19 protein-coding genes and 1 pseudogene are annotated in these 21,925 nt (G+C 44.6%); 8 read left to right on the forward strand and 12 right to left on the reverse strand.

What is annotated here, in order from left to right:
- Positions 1–66 precede the first annotated feature (66 nt).
- Positions 67–1,203, reverse strand: coding sequence for a DUF445 domain-containing protein (locus tag TY16_RS17765; protein WP_043934823.1), 1,137 nt, complete (start codon positions 1,201–1,203; stop codon positions 67–69).
- Between the two features lie 190 nt (positions 1,204–1,393).
- Here TY16_RS17765 and TY16_RS17770 point away from each other — a divergent pair, with 190 nt between their 5' ends.
- The gene (locus TY16_RS17770; protein WP_043933156.1) at positions 1,394–2,755 is read left to right on the forward strand and encodes a YheC/YheD family endospore coat-associated protein; all 1,362 of its coding nucleotides are present in this window, start codon (positions 1,394–1,396) and stop codon (positions 2,753–2,755) included.
- Positions 2,756–3,017: 262 nt separating this feature from the next.
- On the opposite strand, the gene TY16_RS17775 is transcribed toward TY16_RS17770, so the two are convergent.
- From TY16_RS17775 to TY16_RS27140, 5 genes are all read right to left on the reverse strand, one after another.
- Complete coding sequence (locus tag TY16_RS17775) at positions 3,018–4,646, reverse strand: hypothetical protein (protein ID WP_043933157.1); 1,629 nt, start codon at positions 4,644–4,646, stop codon at positions 3,018–3,020.
- Between the two features lie 2 nt (positions 4,647–4,648).
- The gene (locus TY16_RS17780) at positions 4,649–5,416 is read right to left on the reverse strand and encodes an ABC transporter ATP-binding protein (protein ID WP_231505644.1); all 768 of its coding nucleotides are present in this window, start codon (positions 5,414–5,416) and stop codon (positions 4,649–4,651) included.
- A gap of 135 nt (positions 5,417–5,551) precedes the next feature.
- Entirely contained in the window at positions 5,552–7,690 is a 2,139-nt protein-coding gene (gene recQ, locus TY16_RS17785; protein ID WP_155922277.1) for a DNA helicase RecQ, read from the reverse strand.
- A 134-nt stretch (positions 7,691–7,824) separates the two neighbouring features.
- Positions 7,825–8,091, reverse strand: a complete 267-nt coding sequence (locus TY16_RS17790; protein WP_043933160.1) for a hypothetical protein — start codon at positions 8,089–8,091, stop codon at positions 7,825–7,827.
- A 75-nt stretch (positions 8,092–8,166) separates the two neighbouring features.
- Positions 8,167–8,298, reverse strand: a complete 132-nt coding sequence (locus TY16_RS27140) for a hypothetical protein (protein WP_269320308.1) — start codon at positions 8,296–8,298, stop codon at positions 8,167–8,169.
- A 55-nt stretch (positions 8,299–8,353) separates the two neighbouring features.
- Between TY16_RS27140 and TY16_RS17795 the strand changes: the two genes are divergently transcribed.
- The 3 genes from TY16_RS17795 (at position 8,354) to TY16_RS17805 (ending at position 10,879) form a co-directional block, all read left to right on the forward strand.
- Positions 8,354–8,566, forward strand: coding sequence for a YheE family protein (locus TY16_RS17795; RefSeq protein ID WP_043933161.1), 213 nt, complete (start codon positions 8,354–8,356; stop codon positions 8,564–8,566).
- An 84-nt stretch (positions 8,567–8,650) separates the two neighbouring features.
- On the forward strand, positions 8,651–9,577 hold the full coding sequence (locus TY16_RS17800) for a PucR family transcriptional regulator (protein WP_043933162.1): 927 nt from the start codon (positions 8,651–8,653) through the stop codon (positions 9,575–9,577).
- 189 nt (positions 9,578–9,766) lie between these two features.
- Complete coding sequence (locus tag TY16_RS17805) at positions 9,767–10,879, forward strand: ABC transporter ATP-binding protein (protein ID WP_043933163.1); 1,113 nt, start codon at positions 9,767–9,769, stop codon at positions 10,877–10,879.
- Between the two features lie 66 nt (positions 10,880–10,945).
- Here TY16_RS17805 and TY16_RS25830 read toward each other — a convergent pair whose 3' ends face one another.
- A complete protein-coding gene (locus tag TY16_RS25830) occupies positions 10,946–11,188 on the reverse strand; it encodes a hypothetical protein (protein ID WP_081773028.1) in 243 nt (80 codons plus the stop codon).
- 246 nt (positions 11,189–11,434) lie between these two features.
- On the opposite strand from TY16_RS25830, the gene TY16_RS17815 reads away from it, so the two are divergent.
- Entirely contained in the window at positions 11,435–11,638 is a 204-nt protein-coding gene (locus TY16_RS17815) for an alpha/beta-type small acid-soluble spore protein (protein ID WP_043933165.1), read from the forward strand.
- A gap of 296 nt (positions 11,639–11,934) precedes the next feature.
- Here TY16_RS17815 and fumC read toward each other — a convergent pair whose 3' ends face one another.
- Together fumC and TY16_RS17825 are read right to left on the reverse strand one after the other, a co-directional pair.
- Positions 11,935–13,311, reverse strand: a complete 1,377-nt coding sequence (fumC, locus tag TY16_RS17820) for a class II fumarate hydratase (RefSeq protein ID WP_043933166.1) — start codon at positions 13,309–13,311, stop codon at positions 11,935–11,937.
- Between the two features lie 130 nt (positions 13,312–13,441).
- On the reverse strand, positions 13,442–13,975 hold the full coding sequence (locus tag TY16_RS17825) for a GNAT family N-acetyltransferase (protein ID WP_043933167.1): 534 nt from the start codon (positions 13,973–13,975) through the stop codon (positions 13,442–13,444).
- A gap of 337 nt (positions 13,976–14,312) precedes the next feature.
- On the opposite strand from TY16_RS17825, the pseudogene TY16_RS17830 reads away from it, so the two are divergent.
- A pseudogene (locus TY16_RS17830) lies at positions 14,313–14,858 on the forward strand (NAD(P)-dependent oxidoreductase); the annotation flags it as partial.
- A 459-nt stretch (positions 14,859–15,317) separates the two neighbouring features.
- Here TY16_RS17830 and TY16_RS17835 read toward each other — a convergent pair.
- The 3 genes from TY16_RS17835 to iadA all read right to left on the reverse strand — a co-directional run bounded on the left by TY16_RS17835 (position 15,318) and on the right by iadA (position 20,664).
- A complete protein-coding gene (locus TY16_RS17835; protein ID WP_043933168.1) occupies positions 15,318–17,333 on the reverse strand; it encodes an ABC transporter ATP-binding protein in 2,016 nt (671 codons plus the stop codon).
- A complete protein-coding gene (locus TY16_RS17840) occupies positions 17,330–19,087 on the reverse strand; it encodes an ABC transporter ATP-binding protein (protein ID WP_043933169.1) in 1,758 nt (585 codons plus the stop codon). Before TY16_RS17840 ends, TY16_RS17835 begins: the two co-directional genes overlap by 4 nt.
- A gap of 404 nt (positions 19,088–19,491) precedes the next feature.
- Positions 19,492–20,664, reverse strand: coding sequence for a beta-aspartyl-peptidase (gene iadA, locus TY16_RS17845; RefSeq protein ID WP_043933170.1), 1,173 nt, complete (start codon positions 20,662–20,664; stop codon positions 19,492–19,494).
- 167 nt (positions 20,665–20,831) lie between these two features.
- Here iadA and TY16_RS17850 point away from each other — a divergent pair, with 167 nt between their 5' ends.
- Both TY16_RS17850 and TY16_RS26655 read left to right on the forward strand, forming a co-directional pair.
- Positions 20,832–21,155 (forward strand): HPr family phosphocarrier protein, encoded by a 324-nt coding sequence (locus TY16_RS17850; RefSeq protein ID WP_043933171.1) that lies wholly within the window; start codon positions 20,832–20,834, stop codon positions 21,153–21,155.
- A gap of 23 nt (positions 21,156–21,178) precedes the next feature.
- On the forward strand, positions 21,179–21,328 hold the full coding sequence (locus TY16_RS26655) for a hypothetical protein (protein ID WP_197028419.1): 150 nt from the start codon (positions 21,179–21,181) through the stop codon (positions 21,326–21,328).
- The last annotated feature ends 597 nt before the right edge of the window (positions 21,329–21,925 follow it).

Raw genomic sequence — 21,925 nt, forward strand, 5'->3', positions numbered from 1 at the left:
CAGACCGGGCAAACGAATGCGAAAATCACATCTGTTTAGCCTATGCAAACTATATATTTAATAGACCTATGAAAACAGAATAGCGAATATCCCCTGGAATATCCCGATTAAACCACCCAGCAAAGCACCCAGATAGGTAATCATTTTTAGCTCACTGCGCGTAATCCCAAGCACCATATCCTCCACCCGCTCTAATGAAAAAGTGGCCACCTGTGCGCGTACAAGCTCCTTCAGATGAATTTTTTCCAGCATCACATCTAATCTTGATGTCAGCCAGTCACCCAGCATAACCACAAGATTTGGAGCCATACGTTCAAGAATCGTATCCTTATAGGATGCCAGCAATTCTGAGACCGGTGTATCCAACAGTTTTTGAGTACCCGCAAGATTGATGGCATACTCCTTCAGTGTTTCAACAACCTTGTCGCGTCCGACCATGTTCTCAATCTCGGCAGCATCCCGCTCAAGCAGCTTCAACCATTCATTTCGGAGAATGCTCGAAATCAGCCCATGCGCTCCATCACTTTTGAAAAATTTAATGATTTCCGGCTGAATCCGATCAGCTATGCTCACGTTGCCAAGAACCATCTGCAGCATGCCGCCAAGCATTCCCTTATCCTTAAAAAACTCATCGAACAAAATTTGAATGCGCAGCTTCCCTTCCTGGCTCGAAAAATAATCTGCTCCCTTGCCAAGGATATACGAGCTGATTTCCGGGATTTTTTTCGAAGCTCCTTCAAGTAATGCCTGAGGGACCACATTGCCAATTGGCTGGCCGCGATACCGGGACATCGCGCGTTCATATACTCCTTCTATAAGCCGCTCAATTCGTTTGTCAATCCGTGTTGCTCCATCTTTAATTCCAGCTTTATCGAGAAGGCTGGCTATTGTAAAATCAGACTCCAATAATGTACGGAGCTCCTTTTTAACCAGTTCGGTCATATCCTGCTGGAATTCTTTTTGCAAAAATTTCTCCTTGATGCTCTGAGGGGTCAGAAGATGCTCAACAACCATCCTGCCCATCTGCTCGGCAAGTTCATCCCGGCGCTTTGGAATCAGCCCCGGTGTGAACGGCACCCGCCACTTCCCGATGTAAATCGGATTATATGGACGAAACAGCATCTTAATTGCAAGATGATTCGTAAATCCCCCTATTAACGCGCCTATCGCTGTCATAAACAGAATTGTCACTAGCATATTCATGTTTGCATCAACCTTTCCAAAAAATCGCAAGAACGTTTCAATTGTCCTATACATACGATACTATAACAGTTTTTGACCATCTTTACCCCATTTTTACCAACAGAAGACCTTGAGTGAAAAATTTTTACCGCTAAACAAATGTAATTGTCCCACAAAGAAAAAAGAACTTAAATGAAAGGATGTGAGGATTATGGCGAGGCGTTACCCAATCAAAGCCCTTGAAGATGACAAGCCCATTATTTATTATCCAGAAGCGTTCAAGCTACCTCCAACTTTAAAGAAAGCAGCCTTTGGGAAATCTGCTGTTGAGGTGGCATTTTCCCAAAATCCCAATCATACGAAAGAATTCGCCTTGACGAAGCCTGTTTCTAAAGCTCTTTGCATTTCTGATTTCGACTTTGAACTGAAGCCTTACTTTAATGAGGAAACTCTTTACATGGGCCCGCTCGTGGGAATATTTACTACAGGACTGCTTGAATCCTCCGTTAAGCCAGCTGGTGACCGGAGCGACTATTTTGCAAAGCTTCTGGAATCCTGCACATCACTTGGCGCTTTCGGATATTTGTTTACACCTCAATCAATTGATTGGGAAACATCAACCGTGAAAGGCCATATCCTCCATAATGGAAAATGGGAAACCCGGAACCTCCCCTTTCCTGCCGTCATCTATGACAGAGTCCCATCGCGGAGGGCCGAACAGCACCCACAATCCAGGTTTGCCAAGGAAAGGCTCGTTAAAGATTACTTCATCCCCTGGTTCAATCCAGGATTCTTCAACAAAATAGACATCCACAACCGATTAAGGGAAAGTTCCGCAGCCCGCAAATACCTCCCAGAAACAGTTCTTTACAGCTCTGTTTCAGAAGTAAGGCGGCTCCTTGACAAATACGGTTCTGTCTATTTAAAACCTTGTGATGGTTCCCGAGGGAAAGGCATTTGCCAGGTAATCGCGGAGCTGCCCGGATCAACCTGCTATGCCCGTTTCCGTAACAACCAGGGAGAAAACAAACTGCTGAAATTCCCTAACCTGGATGCCCTTTTTTCCGAAATGTTCAGCACAAAGAAACGAAGGAATTTACTTGTTCAGCAGCGCATCCTGCTCACAAAGGCGGATGGTAATGCTGTTGATTTTCGCGTCCATACTAATAAAGACGCAAACGGACAATGGCAGGTTTCCGCCATCGCTGCAAAACTCGCTGGGAACCAAAGTATTACTACCCACGCCGGATACGGCGGCCAGATTCATACATTGGAAGAACTATTCGGCGACAAAAAGGCAGAAATTGAACAGAAACTGGCAAACTCCGCCCTTGAACTAAGCCATATCCTTGAACAAAAACTAGATGGTATAACTGGCGAATTCGGCTGGGACTTATGTTTTGACCGCAATGGCCGTGCCTGGCTGCTTGAAGCTAATTCCAAACCTGGCCGTTCCATCTTCCATTCCAGCACCATGCGCCAAAGTGAATACCTAACAAGGAAACTCTTAATCGAATACGCCATTCGCCTCGCCGAAAAATCCGCCGTCGCACCTGAGGAAATCTATTTGTAGAAAAGCGGAAGCGCCTTCGTTACAGGCAAAGAACCGCCTCGCGACAGGCAAAGTGCGCCTGTCTCTGCGATGTTAATTCTAGGATGCTTTCCTTTGTGTCCCTGCGATGATTATTCTTAGAAGCTTTCCTTGTGGAGCTAGACAGAAGAAAAGCGGAAGCGCCTCCCTGCGAGGATTATTCGTTTATGAAAAAAGCTGCGGGAACCCCCCGCAGCTTTTCCTATGCCCATTAGAATTGCAACATCGCCTACACCCTTATTTCTTACACCCAAAGCTTCTTTTCAGCTACTCTCCAAGACACCGAGGCAGCTACAAGCATTATCAATACATATAAATACGCCCCATACTGCACAAATGTAAACAGCCAGTGAATTCCCATCAGCGCCAACATTGGAATTAAATAAAGAATAGTCATCAATCCGTTATTTTCATGGCTTGCTTCAAACGACTCAGAAAATGGCAGCGAACCCTTTATGAGCACGGTGCAGAAAACACTGTATACAATTGCCGCAAGAAAGGATCCGATTAGGCTCGGGAGGACGTCGAACCCAAAAATGAAGCAAAACGCCACAGCCGTCAGGCTATAGACAGGCAAATAAAGCCTAACAAGGAAAGCTTTCAGCGTTCCAGAAAAAAGGGGTGCATATGATTTCAACGGTACAGCGTGAAACAGCCATGAAGCTTTATGCCGCCCCGAATATTTCAGCATCATCACCGACGTTGGAATAATAAGGGCTGCCGTATAAATCGATAAATAATATTTACTCTCCGACAGGCTTTCAAATGAGCTCCACTGCAGTTGGTTTAATACAAGAATCAGTGGAACCATGACCGACAATCCTATCGACGGATATACCTTCAAGCGAAAATCACGCTCACTCTTCATCATTGCCAGAGCAAATCGGTAAAAGGCCCTCTCCTGATTATCCGGGCAAATCAGCTTTGCGGATTTTGTATCGAGTGGCGGTACCCAAACGCGGCTTGGCCCGCTTCCTGAGGCAAGCTTTTGCATTTTATTTTCAAATGAAGGCATCAAATGGATAAAAACGGATAAAGCAGCAATTGGTCCAATAAAGGCTAGGACTGCAAAAAGGTAAAGCTCAGGGCTGCTTTTGCCATTCAGGAACAGTTCGAACAATGAAGCGAACCACACCGGCGGAATGAATGCCTGCCACCATTCAGGCTGGATTGTTTCACCAAAGCTGACGAATTCAAACACCCGGGCAACTAGCTGATATCCAAGTGCCAGCGAAACGGTCAACAGAATTTGCACATAGTTGATAATGTCCCTCATTTTCTCGCCATCAAAAAAACGGAGAATGAAATAATAAACGAGTGCTGTAACTGCAATAATCAGTAAGTTCACGAGAATAAGTGAAACTAGTAAAAGCAGAAAAAAGAGCGGCCCATGGACGGTTAACCCCGCGACCAGCGGTACCGCAGCAAGGGCCATTGTTAAGAAGAACATATAAATGGCAACATGCACAGCCCGTGCAAGACTGATTGTCTTCCTTCTGACTGGCTTTGGAAGCAGAATTGCCCTGTCTCTTAAATCGAGAAGGACAGAGGAAAAATCTGAAATAAGCGACGTCATTAAAAAGAACATCAACGCACCAAAATAGAAGGTCATCTGAATCAGGAAATGGTCACCCAGCAGCACAAGGGGGGCCAGGAGCAGACCAAATAGCCCATACATCCAAAGTGACTTGATAAACTTATTTTCTTCCTTATCCTTCTTTTGCCTCATATTGCCAAGGATGACTGGAGCCCTCCTGCTGTCCATCGTAAGCTTTACCGAAAGAATCGCCCGCATCGCCTTGTAATCAGCACCGAGCCGCTCAAAAACTTGTGAGAATTTGTCAAGGAACTTCAACGTTCTGAAATCCTGCAAGATTACACCTCCTTGACAATCGACACAAATTCGCTTGCCAGCTCCCTGTATTCATCAAACCCTGTCAACTGGTTGAAAATCTGCTCAAGCGAACCTTCCTCGCTTCGTGCCTTTAACTCGTCAAAACTTCCATCGGCGACAATGATTCCGCCATTGATTAGGACTATTCTGTTACTGATCTTCTCAACAACATCCATGATGTGCGAGGAATAAAAAATTGTCTTACCGCTCCCAGCCAGCTGAGAAAGGATTTCCTTAAATATCATCACCGAATTTGCATCAAGCCCGCTTAGCGGCTCATCGAGGAAGAGCAGTTCGGGGTCATGAAGCATGCTTGAGATAATCATTACCTTTTGTTTCATGCCTTTTGAAAACGATGAAAGCCGGCTATAAAACACATTATCAAGTCCGAATGCCCGCATCAGTTTCTTGGCCTTCACCTCGGCCTGCGACGGATCCATCCCGTACAATTCCCCGGTGAAAGTCAGGTATTCAATAGCCGTCAAATTATCATATAGTTCGGCTATCTCAGGAACATAGCCTATCTTTCGTTTATAGTCACTTTTTTTCGAATCCAGAAGGTTTCCAAAAATCTTGATTTCTCCTTCAAAGCCTTCTTCAAGGCCAAGCAGCAGCTTTATCGTCGTGCTCTTCCCTGCCCCATTCGGGCCGATATAGCCAATAATTTGTCCGCGTCCCACTTCAAGGTCAATTCCTTTAAGAACCTGCTTGGAACCATAGCTTTTCTTCAGCCCTTTTAAGGACAGCACGACATCATCTCTATGTAAAATAAGAATCCCTCGTTTCTGATAATCTAGGAATATTCTAACACATTGCCTGCCTGATTTTGGAAGGTATTTAACTTTTTATTAAACGCCCCACTTATCTAATAAAGAAGCCGGCTGCTAGGTAAGCTGCCGGCCCTTTTCCATACTTAAATATGCTTTTATCATAAAATAGGAAACTTCCTCGGGAAGTAATTCCTTGATTGGCTTTAAGCGTTCCCTGCCTGCCTCCTCAACCGCTTTTTCTAGCAGCGGCAGGAACTGCTCTGGAATAATTTTCGCAAAATCTACCTGCAGCCCTTGTTCAAAGCAGGTAATTAAATGATTTTCAACCGTAGTTTGGGATAGCCCTCTCTGCTTAGCTATATCCCTAATAGAATGCCCCTCAAGATAAAGCTTGTGGGATTCGAGATGGGAATCAGCCACCGGCTTCGAAGCTGTACGCTTTTTCGAGGCCGGTTCCGCGTTTTCATAAACAGCCTTCCTGTCCGGATGTTCAACAAGATACTGCTTGATTACAGCCAAGAATGGTTCCCCGAACTTTTCAAGCTTGCTGGCCCCTACCCCGCTGACATCCAGAAACTCATCATCAGATTGTGGAAGTTTCAGGCACATGTCCTTAAGGCTTGCATCCGAGAAAATTACAAACGGCGGCACATTGGCCTCGTCCGCCAGGTGTTTGCGCAGACTCCTCAATGTTTCGAACAAAGGATCATCCATTGCTATTGTTTCAGATTTAACAGCCTGTTTTCTAAAAACGGGCAGTTTGCCTCCAAGCACCTCTTTCCCCTTTTCAGCAACAAAAATCGTCGGATACGTTCCATGGGCTACCCCAATCAGCTCTTCGGAAATAAGAAACTCGATAAAACTGCCCGCCTCCTTGGCCGTCCAGGATTTCAGAATTCCGTATGTGGACAATTGGTTAAAGCCTAGATCAGCAATTTTCTGGTTGGCTGAGCCAGTCAGCACCTGTGCGGTAAGCCCTTTTCCAAAGCGCTGCCCCATACGAACAATGCAGGAAAGGACCATCTGTGCTTCCTTTGTAACATCTTCGCTTTCCCTTGAATCCGTGCAATTGCCACAGCGCCCGCACGGCTTCGTGTTGGTTTCGCCAAAATACCGGAGAATGAATTCCTGCAGACAGCTTTCCGTGTGGCAATAATCCGCCATTCCCTGCAGCTTGGAAAGCTCAGCAGGCACTCTGTCCCTGTCGGCCGATTGCTCAATCAAAAATCGCTGGACCTGGATATCCTGCGGAGAATAAAGTACAACGCAGGCAGACGGCAGGCCGTCCCTGCCAGCACGCCCAGCCTCCTGATAATAGCTTTCCATATTACGGGGCAGCTGATAATGGACAACATAGCGTATATTGCTTTTATCAATCCCCATACCAAAAGCCGATGTAGCAATCATTACAGCCGCTTCATCCCGCAAAAACCGTTCCTGTTCGGCAAACCGCTCTGCATCAGCCATTCCGGCATGATAGCGGGCTACGGTCAAACCGCCTTTCCTGAGGTTCTCATAGAGCATATCAACCGTTTTCCTTGTAGCGGCATAAATAATTCCATTTTCTTTTTGGTTAGCCTTTAAAAACCGTTTAAGGAATTTGCCGCGATCCTGTCCTTTTACAACCGAAAAAGACAGGTTTTCCCGTTCAAATCCTGTGATGACTTCATTTTCTTCAGGTATAGAGAGCGAATCCCTGATATCATCCCGTACAAGCGGCGTCGCCGTGGCAGTGAGAGCAAGGACTACCGGATTTCCTGGAAGACTGTGCGCCAATTTCGAAATATGCCTATAACTCGGCCTGAAGTCGTGGCCCCATTGGGATATGCAGTGAGCTTCATCGACCGCAATCAGCCCAATTTTCATTTCTTTCAGCTCCCAAACGAAATCCTGTGACTCCAATCGTTCCGGGGCAATATACAGCAGCTTGTACCGTCCGGATCTTGCCGCATCCATCCTCTCTGCCGCTTCCCTTCCTGAAATTGAACTGTTAATATAGGTTGCCGGTATGCCTAGCTGGACTAGCGCATCCACCTGATCCTTCATGAGCGAAATAAGCGGCGATATGACAATGGCCGTTCCTTCCATAAGCAGGGCTGGAATTTGATAACAGACTGATTTTCCTCCGCCTGTTGGCATAACACAAAGTGTGTTCCTGCCCGAAAGAACCTCTGTAATAGCCCTTTCCTGCCCAACTCTGAAAGAATCGTAACCGTAATAGGTTTTTAAAAGATTCCTTGCTTCCTTTAACAATATATCCACCTTTTTTCTTCTTTTTATCGATACATTCATTATAAATCAAATTACATACAGTTTCTCGGTAGCTTATGTAATTACCATACATATATATAAGTACAAACCAAAAAGGGGCTGAATTTCTTGTTTGATTATAGGTCTTCTTTATCCCTGTTTTTCCTAGCCTGTGCTGCCCATGCGTTAACCTTTATATATTTTGTCGGTACAACTGTTTCAACTGCACTTGATGGTTCACATCGGGAATCCTTGCTAGATTGGTTTCCATTCGTCCTGTTTTTAGCTACGTTTGCTCTCCATGCCTTGCCCGGACTAAGGCCGGTCTGGAAAGCAGCACCCGGATGGGCTTTTGTCCTGCTTGTCCTCGTTACAAGCGTGCTTTCCTGGCTTATGACATCCACTATGGGAATCCAATTTTAGATAGCTGGCATCCTCCCGAACTTAGATGTATCTTAAAGAGTAGCGGGGTAATTATATCACCCAGTTTTCCAACCTCTTTTTCTAAGGAAACTTTCTTCTGGCAATTTATCGATATTATTCACAATTGAGATACCAATCCCCAAGCTATCTATCACTAAACCAACGAAAAAATCAACTATAAACAGCATGAACTCGCCCTCCCAAATCTAATATTGTAAAATAGTACCTGAGGGGGACAAAATCATGCTTACACATTTTCAATATAAACCGCTTTATAAGAATGAAGCCCTGCCCGGCTGGGAGTTTTCATGCTTTTATAAAAAACAAAAACGCTCGGGCCGCTATTTACAGGATGGAAAAATTGAGTGGCTTCTCAATCCTCCTGAGCAGGATGATAGAAACCAAGTTGAAAGCCAGATCCATGAACTGATGCTTTTCCATGTCTATGACCGCTAATGCCGGAGCTCTCCTCCGGCATTTTTTCTTCTTGTCCATGACTGATATAATAGAGGAAATTACTTAATTAAATGGGGAAATGCTATGTTTGAAAATTTGCTGGAGCTTTATCCTGGTTCCATCTTGACCGATTCGCAGCCTTCTGGTGAGGCTGGAAGGTTTCATATATTCAATAATTCTGCAACTGGTGAATGGCTTTCCATTCCAGTCGGGGCAATCACGGACCGTGAACTCGAATTGCTTGGAACGCTATTTCGAAAGGCCGCTGAAACAGAACGGGAACTTTCTCCCCATCTCCAACAGTGGAAGGATTTTCTTTTTACAGCCGGGAAGGTCCCTTCTGCCTACGAGAATGAGCCTGGCAGACTCCTGCAATTTCATTTCTTCGGTTATAACCATGACCATGAAGCGCTTGAAACTGCAATTAATGGTTTTTTTCCTGACGAGATTATTATTCTTTGGGAAAATCAGTCCAATGCGGTTGTGATTGAATTAGGCGATTTCTTACTCGAAGAACGGGATATTTCCTCTATGGCAGCAGCATTCGAGAGCGATTTTTACATAAAAACAACCCTTTATGTTGGAAAAAAGCTGCGAATTCAACCTGAATTAACCGAACAATTCAAGAAGGAACGGACACTCTTCTCCTTTGCAAAAAAAATAATGGCAATGGAAGAGTATTATTCTTTTGAAAAAGTATTCCCTGCCTATATTGCGTCCAAATTGCCCGAACCGCTGGCCGAGGCATTGCAAAATGAGTTTGAGCCAGCTTTCAGCAGTGACGAAGAAATGTTCAGCACGGTCAAAAGTTTTCTTGAAAACGGCTCAAACGCAAGTCTTACGGCCAAAAAACTATTCATCCACCGTAACACCTTGCAATACCGTATTGATAAATTTACAGATCGCACCGGTGTTAGCTTGAAGGAATTCCACTCGGCCTTCACAGTATACCTAGCCTGTCTGTTGTTTGAACAAAATCGAAATAACTCCAGTGAAGAAACTGCCCAATAGAGGCAGTTTTTTCACGTAAACATTCAGTGTACAAAGTCGCCTAAGTACTCCTGTGCACAAAAAAGAAAGGGCTTTCAGCAAAGTGCCCAAACCTGTGAGAAAATCTTTGTGCAGCGTGTCCATATGGTTTTCCAAAGAATATCTGTACAATTAAATTATGAAATAAGCTTAACAGGAGGCTTTTATACAATGGCAGAATTAAAACTTGACCACATTTATAAAGTGTATGACAACAAAGTAACAGCTGTTGAAGACTTCAACCTTCATATCCAGGATAAGGAATTCATCGTTTTTGTCGGTCCATCCGGCTGCGGTAAATCGACTACTCTTCGTATGATTGCAGGCCTTGAGGAAATTTCCAAAGGCGACTTCTACATTGACGGCAAGAGAGTAAATGATGTGGCACCGAAAGACCGCGATATCGCAATGGTGTTCCAGAACTATGCTCTATATCCACACATGACCGTTTATGACAATATGGCATTCGGACTAAAGCTTCGCAAGGTTCCTAAAGCTGAAATTGACCAAAAAGTTAAAGATGCTGCTAAAATCCTTGGCCTTGAAACTTACCTTGACCGTAAGCCAAAAGCTCTTTCCGGCGGTCAGCGCCAGCGTGTTGCCCTTGGCCGCGCCATTGTTCGTGATGCAAAAGTGTTCCTGATGGACGAGCCGCTTTCCAACCTGGATGCAAAGCTTCGTGTTCAGATGCGTGCTGAAATTGCCAAGCTTCACCGCCGTCTGAATACAACAACAATCTACGTAACACACGACCAAACTGAAGCGATGACAATGGCCAGCCGCCTAGTTGTTATGAAGGATGGCCTGATCCAGCAAGTTGGAAGTCCTAAAGAAGTATATGAAAAGCCAGAAAACGTATTTGTCGGCGGCTTCATCGGATCTCCTGCTATGAACTTCTTCCGCGGAACATTGGAAGATGGCAAATTCGTTATTGGCGATGTAAAAATTGCTGTACCAGAAGGAAAAATGAAATACCTTCGTGAGCAAGGCTATCTTGGTAAGCCTATCATTCTTGGTGTCCGTCCTGAGGACATCCATGATGAGCCAGTGTTCATCGATGCTTCTGCTGGTTCAAAAATCAGCGCAATAGTCGATGTTGCCGAATTGACCGGTGCTGAAACAATGGTCTATTCAAGCCTTGGTGGGCAGGATTTTGTCGCACGAATTGATTCCCGCTCCGATATCCATCCAAATGATAAACTTGACCTTGCTTTCGATATGAACAAAGTTCACTTCTTCGATGTTGAAACTGAGCTTCGCCTTCGTTCTGCGAGTGACAAATAAGCCTTAAACTGAAAGCGCCTGGCCTCTGTTGAGGGGCCAGGCGCTTTTTGTTTTTCCTTGAAAAAATTACTCTTTTATGAGGACTATTTGGTCATTCCCACATGATGGGCACCTATAAAGGTGCGGACATTGATGATTCTTATGATCGTTTGGAATGCCATCCTCAAGTTTCATTTGATCAATTGGCATGTAAGGGCTATAATCGTCAAAATAATCCATGTAGCGCCCTTTCTCTTCCATCTGGCTGCTGCACTCACTGCAGTGAACATTCAGTTGTTTCAGTCCGTTACAGACTGGACAAACATTCATTTTGAATTCCCCCGCTTTTTGTTAGTGTCTGCATTTGCTGATTTTTCTATTCCGAGCTGGTGTTAGATGTGGCATTAATTACCACTATAAGCGCAGTATAAACCAACACATGCGGATTATACTAAAATCAATATCAACGATGGGTTCCAGGGCCGGGACTAGACGTCATCCCGGCGAGCCGGTGCAATTCCGGCCAACCCAGCCATATCACAATTTATTTTATAATGACTGAGGAGATGAAGCAGCATGCCAAGCAACAATAGTAACCAATTGTTAGTTCCAGGTGCAGAACAAGCTTTGCAACAAATGAAGTATGAAATTGCACAAGAATTTGGTGTTAACCTTGGTGCAGAAACTACTTCCCGTGCAAACGGCTCGGTCGGTGGAGAAATTACTAAGCGTCTAGTTTCTATGGCTCAAAGCCAACTTGGTGGCGGCTTTAGCCGTTAATTTGACTGGATCGTCGGGACTGACGAACCAACAGTTTAAGCTTTAAAAAAGTTAATACACTGGATATGCCCCCTCCTCTTTCAGGCAGGGGGCACTTATTTTTCTTAGCATCTGCAAACCTCTAGGGGGTGCTTCCGCTTTTCTTGTCTAGCTGCAACGCCCAGCGTCTAGTGTCCTTCGGTCCCCTCTCTACGGTAAGTCAACATCGAATCGCTAGCGCTCTTCGTGTTTCCTTTACCTCGTATCGAGGCCCTCCATGCCATACGCTGCTTAACGGGCGTTTCCGCTTTTCTGCTTCAAACCATGTTTTCCGGCCTGACCCATTCATCGAATTGCTGTTCAGCCAGGTAGCCGCTCCTGATGGCTGCTTCCTTAAGTGTTAGCGATTCGCTGTGCGCGAGCTTGGCAATCTTTGCTGCTTTTTCGTATCCGATGTGAGGATTGAGAGCTGTTACAAGCATAAGCGAGCGTTCCATTTGTGACAATATCGCTGTTTCATTTGCCGTTATGCCGGCAGCACAGTTTTTATTGAATGACCTCATTCCATCCGCCAGCAGTCTGACAGATTGCAGGAAGTTATGGATGATAACAGGCTTGAATACATTTAACTCAAAGTTGCCCTGGCTTGCGGCAAAGCCGATGGCAGCATCGTTGCCGAATACTTGGCAAATGGCCATTGTCAATGCCTCGCTTTGAGTCGGATTGACTTTACCCGGCATAATTGAGCTTCCTGGCTCATTGGCGGGAATCGTGATTTCACCAATGCCACTCCTCGGTCCGCTAGCCAGCCATCTTATATCATTGGCGATTTTCATCAAATCTGCCGCGAGTGCTTTCAATGCCCCGTGCACATAGACAAGCTCATCGTGGCTAGTCAAGGCATGGAATTTATTCTCCGAAGAACGGAAAGGATGGCCCGTTACACTTGCAATGATTTCTGACGTCCTGTCCCCAAAATCAGGGGAAGCATTAATCCCTGTGCCGACTGCTGTTCCACCTATTGCCAAATCAAGCAATGTTTTGCTTGATTCACTAATCATCTTCCTGCTTTTCTCGAGCATTGTCCGCCAGCCGCTTACCTCCTGGCCAAGGGTGAGCGGAGTTGCATCTTGGAGGTGGGTCCGGCCAATTTTTATAATATGGGAAAAATCTTTCTCCTTTTGCATTAGCGTTACTGTCAGTTCGTCCAACGCAGGCAGCAATGTTGAATTCACTTTACCATAGGCAGCAATATGCATAGCCGTCGGAAATGTATCATTCGAGCTTTGCGACATGTTGACATCATCGTTAGGATGAATCCTCATGGCACTGCCCTCCTGCTCAAGAAGAGCATTTGCGCGGTTGGCAATCACTTCGTTAACGTTCATATTCGTTTGCGTGCCACTGCCGGTTTGCCAAACAGCAAGTGGGAAATGTTCGTCATACTTCCCTTCCAGAATTTCCGCACATACATGAACGATTGCATCCTTTTTTTCATCGATAAGCTTTCCTGAGGCATTGTTGGCAACTGCCGCGGCAAGTTTGACGGTAGTAAGGCTGTAAATAAGGTCCAGAGGCATTTTTTCCGTACTAATTTTAAAATTTTGAAGACTCCGCTGAGTTTGGGCACCCCAATAACGATCCTTTGGAACCTTTACCTCACCGAGTGTGTCCTTTTCAATCCTGTATTCCATTCTAATCCCTCCCTTGGATATCCTTTCCCCATTTTCCCTCTTTTTATAAAAACAAGCCTATTTACGTTTGCCCACCTTATCGGGATTCTTTGATCGAAGTATCACTTTCTGTCTGCCCGTTTAAACTGGATTAGTCGCTAAACTCTTTTGGATATTCAACTGTACCTGAACTATTTTCCAAAGAACCCTTTTTTAGCTCCATGGCCATGAAAACTTCATCTGGTACATTCCAGGGGGCTTTGATTCCCCATTTAGATGCTTTCTCAAATCCAAACCTTGGATAATAGTTTGGATGCCCAAGTACAATCGCAGAGCTGAAACCTAGCTTTATAGCTTTAGCCAGCGCCTTATTTATGAGTTGAGTCCCAATACCGTTATTCTGATATTCCGGCAATACCGATACAGGTGCTAGCGCAAGTGTTTCAATAGACTGGATACTTGATATCCTTGCCTTAGTCATAAGGACATGGCCAACCGTCTCCCCGCTCATTTCTTCAATGGCAACAAGAGATAGTTCTGGTACATAGCAGTTGGAACCCCGCAGCTTTCTAACCAGTTCATGCTCGGTTTTGTCACTGAATTCCACATTGGCAAAGGCACTTCGAATTAATTCTTCCGTCTTTATGTAATCCCCTGCTTCCTCTTGCCTTATTAAAACGTTCATTTCCCTATCCCCTTTTTTCAGGCTTATATTGAGTATACCTTTTGTTTTTGGCAAAATAAAAACTGCAGACAGTGTCTGCAGCCTTAGTGCTTTACAATCATATAAGCGATAAAATAGGTGAGAATCATCATGCTGCCAATCGTCAATGTAACTGAGAACATATCCATCCCGCTCCTTTAGATTGAACTCTTGTATCAATTACTAAAGTACCATGAACAATAGGTAATAATTTTCGATATCGTGACAGAAAGGTGAAATTTTTATGAACATATGCCTTTTGGGGGCTACTGGTAGAGTTGGCAGGATTGTGTTGGAAAACTGACAAGAAGCAGACTACCACGTTCGAGCTCTTGTTAGGAATCCCGAAAAACTAGCTATTTCTCATCCTTCCTTAACAATATTAAACGGTGATGCCAGGAATAAATCAGATGTATCCCTTGCTGTAGAAGGCTGTGATGCAGTCATTAGTTCATTGAATACAGGAGGCGCTACGATTCTGTCCGATTCAATGCCACTCATTATTGATGCAATGAAACACCATAAAGTTCGACGCATTATTATGGTCAGTACTGCCGGAATTTTGCAGGCAAGGTCCGAACCGCAACTTTACCGTTTCCAATCGTCCGAATCAAGGCGGTCTACCACAAAGGATGCCGAGGAACATCTTAAGGCTTTTTTGATTATGAAGGAATCCGGTCTTGATTGGACAGCAGTCTGCCCAACTTACTTGCCTGTCGGCGAGCGAAAGGGAACATTTCGAGTTGGCAGGAATATGCTCCCGGAAAATCCGAGCTCGATTTCAATCTATGACACTGGAGATTTCACCTTTCAACAGCTTCAAAGCCTCGAATACCTTCATTGCAGGGTTGGGTTGACGTATTAAAAATCTATATCGGAGAAAATTGCCTGTTTTACGGTTTTCAATTAGTTAGTACTGTTTAACTTATGGTTGATATATCCAAGAGAACCCGTCTCATAGATTAATCGGTACCCGGAGCAAGCAGATTAATCCAAGAGAACCCGTCTCGTAGATTAATCGGTGTCTGGGACAGAGGGATTAATCCGAGAGAGCCCGTCTCATAGATTAATCGACGTCTGATGCAGGCTGATTAATCCGAGAGAGCCCGTCTCATAGATTAATCGGTATCCGGAGCAAGCAGATTAATCCAAGAGAACCCCTCTCATAGATTAATCGGTACCCGGAGAAAGCCGATGTAAGAGTGCCTATTCATTTAATAGTGACTTTAAATAACGGTATAAACGCAAAACAAAGCACAGTTTAATTATTTTTTCATTAAGAAAAGGGTGTCCCAAGCTGACTCTGGGACACCCTCTCTACTTATTATCCTGCTAAGTCCGCCTTTCCAAGCTGGAGCTGATACATCTGGTAATAACGGCCTTTTTGTTCCATTAAGTCATCATGGTTGCCTTTTTCAACAATCTCACCTTTATCGAGTACAAGGATTTGGTCGGCATTTCGGATTGTTGAGAGTCGGTGGGCGATGATAAAGGTGGTCCGGCCTTTTTTCAAGACCTCCATTGCCTCCTGGATAACCGCCTCGGTTTCACTATCGATACTGGAGGTTGCCTCATCAAGAATCAGGATAGCAGGATCAAAGGCCAGCGCCCGTGCAAATGAAATGAGCTGGCGCTGCCCGCTTGAGAACGTTGATCCTTTTTCCGTCACAGGTGAATCATAGCCATCTTCAAGATTTTTGAATATATCATCTGCACCAACATCTTTAAGCGCCTTTTCAATCCGTTCACGGGAAATCGCTGGATCACCAAGGCTGACATTTGTGAGAATTGTTCCTGTAAACAAGTACGGATCCTGCAAGACTATCCCCATTTTGCGGCGCAGTGAGTTCCTGGAAATATTCTTAACATCGATTCCATCGATGGTAATCGCACCCTTCTGGCAGTCATAAAACCTGAAGAGCAGATTCATAATTGAACTTTTTCCTGAACCTGTATGGCCGACAAGAGCTACCGTTTCTCCTGGACGGGCTTCAAAGTTGATATTTTTCAGAACCCATTCGCCTTCTTTATAGGCAAAAGATACATTGTCAAAGCGGACATTCCCGCGATATTCCGGCAAATCCATGCCTTTTTCTTCTTCTTCCGGCTCATCCATCAACTCGAATACCCTTTCACCGGCAACGAGAGCCTGCTCCAAATTCGCTTGCTGGTTGACCATACCGACAACCGGCTCAAACAGCCTGTTAAGGTAATCAACGAATGCGTAAAGCATCCCAAGCGAAATCGCGGACGAAGCTTCGAGAGATTCTCCCCCGAAATACCAAATGAACACAACGAATACAATGTTACGGAGCACATTGACCAGGTTGAATGATGTTAATGAATTCAGGTTCAGCATCTTATTCTGATTCCGGAAATGGTCTTCATTCAGTTTTTCAAAATCACCCCTTGTATCCTGCTCACGCCCAAAAGCCTGAATCACATTCATGCCCTGAATGGATTCGTTAATCATCGCATTGATTTCACTGTTCCGCGAGCGGATTTTATGATTATACCTCGATGCGAATTTCCGGTAGATTACCATCCATGCGTATAAAATTGGCAAGAGAAGCAGAGTGATTGCTGCCAGCTTCGGACTAAGGATAAACAAGGCAATATAAATACCGATAATATAAATCCCGCCGGTAAAAAAAGTTGAAAGCACAGTAACATAAAGTTCTCTCACTGCCTCGGTGTCGTTGGTGATGCGTGCGACAATTTTTCCAGCAGGGCGGTTATCAAAAAACCGGACAGGCAGCTTCTGAATCGTTGCATACACATCTTCACGCATTCTCTGGATAACCCGATTTGCAGACTTTTGCAGCATGTAGCGCTGCCAATACTGGAAAAATGCCGATACGACAGACAATCCAAAATATAGTGCCAGGAGCCAAACAATGCCTGGCACTTCAGGTGCGGAAAACCTCATAACATCACTTGCGGATAGGGCGGTTGCAGGATACGTTTTTCTCTCATTGCCATTTTCAATTGTTAACGTCCCGTTGCTGTAGCTCCGCTCGCCGTCAATACCAGCCTCTCCCTCCAGAAAAACAAATCTGGTCCCAACCTGGAGGATTTCAGCAGCACTTCCTTTTGGTTCACCTTCATCAAAATAAATGTCCCGTTTATAATAGCTGCCATCATACTCGGCTGCTCTATCGCCCTGCTCCGTTTCGTACCAGACCGATTCGATGCCGAGTATATGGACGTCTATTACCCGCTTGGCAATGAACGGCCCGGCAAGGTCAGCCGCCGCCGACAGGGTGAGAAGCACTAATGCCCCTGCTATGATCGATTTAAATTGGAGTGCATACTTGTATAATCGTTTACCGGTAGTCATATCGATATCCCCTCCTCCGCAGCGGTCTCGGCCTGCTGACGTTCGTACTGCTCACTGTACCATCCGCCAAGGGCCATTAATTCTTCGTGCGTTCCTTCCTCAGTGATTTTTCCTTCTTCGAGAACAATAATCCGGTTAGCATGCATAACTGCCGACATCCTGTGCGTTGTAATAACGGTCGTCTTTTCAGTCCGGTCCCTCCGGATATTTTCAATAATCCTTTGTTCGGTTTTTGCATCGACTGCTGATAGCGAATCGTCGAGAATCAAAATTTCAGGATCCTTAATTAGTGCCCTGGCAATTGAAACCCTTTGTTTTTGCCCACCGGATAAGGAGACACCTTTTTCTCCCACTAACGTTTCAAGCCCCTCCGGGAGATTTTCCAGGTCTCCTCTAAAAGCCGCGGAGTCAATTGCTTGTTGAAGCTCCGATTCGCCGGCATCACGATTACCAAACAGGATATTTTCCCGGATGCTTCGTGAGAACAGGACATGATCCTGCGGAACATAGCCAACCCAGCTGCGGAGATTCTCCAGCGGCTGGTCCTCGATCGGTACATCAGCAATAGCGAGCCTCCCGCTTCCCATTGGATATTCTCTTAGAAGTTGTTTAATGAAAGTCGTTTTGCCGCTGCCGGTCTTGCCGACGATCCCCAGTGTCTCGCCTTGGTTCAGCCTTACATTGATGTCCTGAAGATTGTCCTTGCTTGAACTCGGATATCTGAACGTTACGTCGTCATAATGAATGCTGTCAGGCGAGTTCACAGAAATCGGAGTTTCAGGATTCTTTACATCTTCTTTATAAGCAAGCGTCTCCTGGACCCTATCCAGGGAAGCATTGCCTCTTTGCATAATATTGATTAACTCACCAATTGCGAGCATCGGCCAGATCAGCATCCCAAGGTAGACGTTGAAGGAAACGAGGTCACCAAGAGTGATGGCTTGGCTGAATACTAGCTTTGCGCCGTAGCCAAGGCCAATTACATAGCTTAAACCAATCAAAATTTTAATTGTTGGCTGAAAAAGCGAGTCAATTCTCGATACTGCGATATTTTTTTCAAAAAGGTCTTCGGTTTGCCTATGAAATTTCTTCATTTCTTCTTGTTCCTGTACGTATGCGCGAATAACACGGGTCCCTGCAATTGATTCAAGCACTTTGTCGTTCAGTTCGCCAAACGCATCCTGTGCTTTCACAAAACGGGTGTGGATCCGCTTGCCATAGATATTCACAAGCAGGGCCATAATTGGCAGCGGGATGATTGACATCAGGGTCAACTCCCAGCTGATAGTAAACCCCATCGTCAATAGAATCGTCAGCATCCAGACAGACGAATCAATCATCGTCAGAATCCCAAAGCCTGCTGTCATTGAAATCGCCTTAATATCGTTGGTTGCTCTTGCCATCAGATCGCCAGTCCTGTTTTTTTCATAAAACGTCGGTGTCATCCTAAGCAAATGGTTCATGAAATTTCCACGCAGCTGCCTTTCCACAAGGAAGGCTGCCCCAAACAGCATGTAATGCCAGATATAGGTGACTGTATAGGATAAGACAGTTATTACTGCGAGGCCCAGCATGAACTGGACAATCATATCTTTGGTCATTGTACCTTTTTGAATATTGTCAATCGCCATCCCAATAAGCTTTGGCGGCAGGATATCAATCAGCCCCGCAAGAATCAACAGCAAGATTGAAACAGTATACCTCCGCTTATTTTCTTTAAAGAACCAGTCTAATTTTTTTAAAACAGAAAACATAATTACACCCCTTTATCCCCGATTAACGGGCAATAAGACCCCTTTGGAAATTTTGCTTTATTCCATTCGCCCAGCCCCCAAAAGACGCAAAAAGGACATACCGCAGCATAAGCGATATGTCCCGAATTTAAATATGGAAGCCGGAGACAAACCAAGATGCGCGCCATAAGAGCGCACGGTCTGCCTGTTACTTTCTGCCTTTCAAAGGAAAAGAAAATAAGGATCGGGTGCGGCTCTTCTCATATTCAGCTGTATACAATTCATTTAACAACGTGAGCATGACGCGCCCCTCCTTTTCCTTTTTATAGTAACTGAATAAATGGAAATTTCTACTTTGTTAGGTTACCACCGGTACTAGCTTGTTGTCAATCCATTTTACAGACTAGAATCAATTTTCTAAAAAATTATTCAAACGTTCCCTTAACAAGTGGTTTGCCGTCTTGAACCATCATCTGCCCCAATGCAAATACATCTCTTATCGACAGATCCTCTTTATCCAGCAGCACAAGGTCGGCGTCCCTTCCTTCAGCCACCATCCCTTTTCGGCTTAACTTCAAGATGGATGCAGGATTTTGTGTGATCACCCGGAGCGCAACCTCTATAGGGATTCCTTCCTGCATAATTGCATCACGCACTTCTTCATAAAGTGTGGAGACTTTGCCAATCTTCAATCCGAGCAATTCGCCAAATTCATCGAAGTCAGGAAGGCTGGCCTGGCCGTCGGACGTAAAGGTGATTTGTGAAATATCAATGTGTTGGTCAATCATCCGCCTTAGTCCAACCGAACATTTAACTTCCCCTTCATCAAAAAATTTCGGTACCGAGCTTGTTGTAAAATCCACATAACCACCTTTTTTGGCGAAACGGATGCCTGCTTCAAATAAATGCTGGCTACGGTTAATATGGGTAGGCTGAAATTGCCTGATTGGAATATCTGTTTTTTCAACGACTTCATCAATTATTTTCAAGTGATCGTAACTGTCTCCTACATGAATATTGACGATACCCGCTTTACCTGACAAAAGGCCGCCTATACGTGCAGCAGAAGCAATTTTCGCCATTTCTTCAACGGTCGGCTGTGAGGAGCGATGATCGGCAATTGCGACTTCTCCAGCTCCTATTATCTTATCAATCAAGATAATATCATCTTCAATTTTTCCTGTAAGTGTCTTTAAAGGTACCTGATAGGATCCGGTATGGATATAGCAGGTAATCCCTTCTTCATCCAGGGCACGTGCCTTTGCAATCAGGTTCGTCATCGTCCTGGTCGTTCCATCAGTCCCCAGGACACCAATAATTGTTGTAATACCTGCCAGTGTTGCATCGGTCAAAAGAAGCTCTGGTGTTCGAGTCCGGTAGCTTCCTTCCCCTCCGCCTCCAGTAATATGGACATGGGAGTCAATAAAGCCAGGGACTATATATTTTCCTGAGGCATCCACAACAGTTACTTTAGCGAACCCTTCAGGGATTGAAATCTCATCGGCAATCCAGCCTATACGAGAATCAACAATCAGAATATCTTTCTTGCCAAGATGGTGTGGTGCATAGATTTCTCCGTTCTTAATAAGGGTCAACATTTGTGAAACTCCTCCCTTTTCAATTTCCATACTTACTATACCCACTAACTGCTTGTGCTTGCAAATGGGTGAATTGAGAAAGCTTGCCAGGTTTAAAGATATCTAAACTGTGGGTAAATGAACTGTACAACACACATAAAGGACATAAGAAAAAGGAGACATGAACAATGAAAGAAATCATGAGTGCCAATGTTATTATTTTAAATAAATTCAATATGAAGAAAATGCTTGATATCTATCAAACAGCAAAGCAATTCAAAGGCTCCACTTATTTATATTGCCGTCATCGCGCAGTTGATGCTGAAAATCTGCCAAAGCTGGTTTCCTTCCTGCTTACGCTGGAATCCGGGAGTGCTGTAAAAATCATCGCAGAAGGCGAGAATGTATCGAAGCATTTGGATGCGATTCAATCTCTTTGTACTTCGAATATTTCACTTTTACAAAAAAGCAAGAAGCATTTCCTGAATACAGGTGAAACTTTCCAAATTTAGGAATCGAAAGTGAGGTGTGTTAAATGGAAGAACGGCGCAATGTCGAGGTAAGAAAAGAAGAACATTCGGACAGATCCCAAGTTGGAAGCACCTTCATCAAGTATGCCGCATACCTCATTATCTTCTTTGGAGTTCTTTGGTTCCTAATTAACTACATCATGCCAATGTTCTAAAACAGGGTGAAAGCCCTGTTGTTTATTTTTTTTTTACAACCTGTTGAGTTCCGCTGCAGGCGCTTCGCTTTCCACGGGCGGCCTGGGAGCCTCCTCGGCGCAAGCGCGTGTGGGGTCTCCCACTGACCTTTTCTCCCGTTAGGACGTTGAATAATCTTCCCAGAAAAGGCACCGCAGAAGAAAATGTGATTTTTCATTTTCGAACGAGTCTTCGCGCCTTCCGCTCCTATCAACCCTAAAAAACCTATTTTAAAAATTGAGCTTTCTTACTAATAAAACAGGAATCCTCTGCTTCAGAAATTTCATTCAAAACCCAGATGAATGATCCTGAAACGTTTTTAACGATCCAATTTCCGGGTCACACTTAGATTAACACTATTATAAAAAAAAGACGGTTATATACCTCCACTATGAGAGGCATAACCGTCTTTTTGGTATTAGAGTATAAAAATATTTGTAGATTTCTGTACAAAGAGTGAAATCTAGCTCCAGCGCCTAGCGCCTAGTGTCCTTCGCTCTCCGCCCTACGATAAGTCAACATCGATTCGCCTCCGGCTCTTCGTGTTTCCTTTATCTCAGTTGGAGAGACTCTAGGCC

The organism is Bacillus sp. EB01, assembly GCF_000613125.1.
Taxonomy (GTDB): domain Bacteria; phylum Bacillota; class Bacilli; order Bacillales; family Cytobacillaceae; genus Bacillus_D.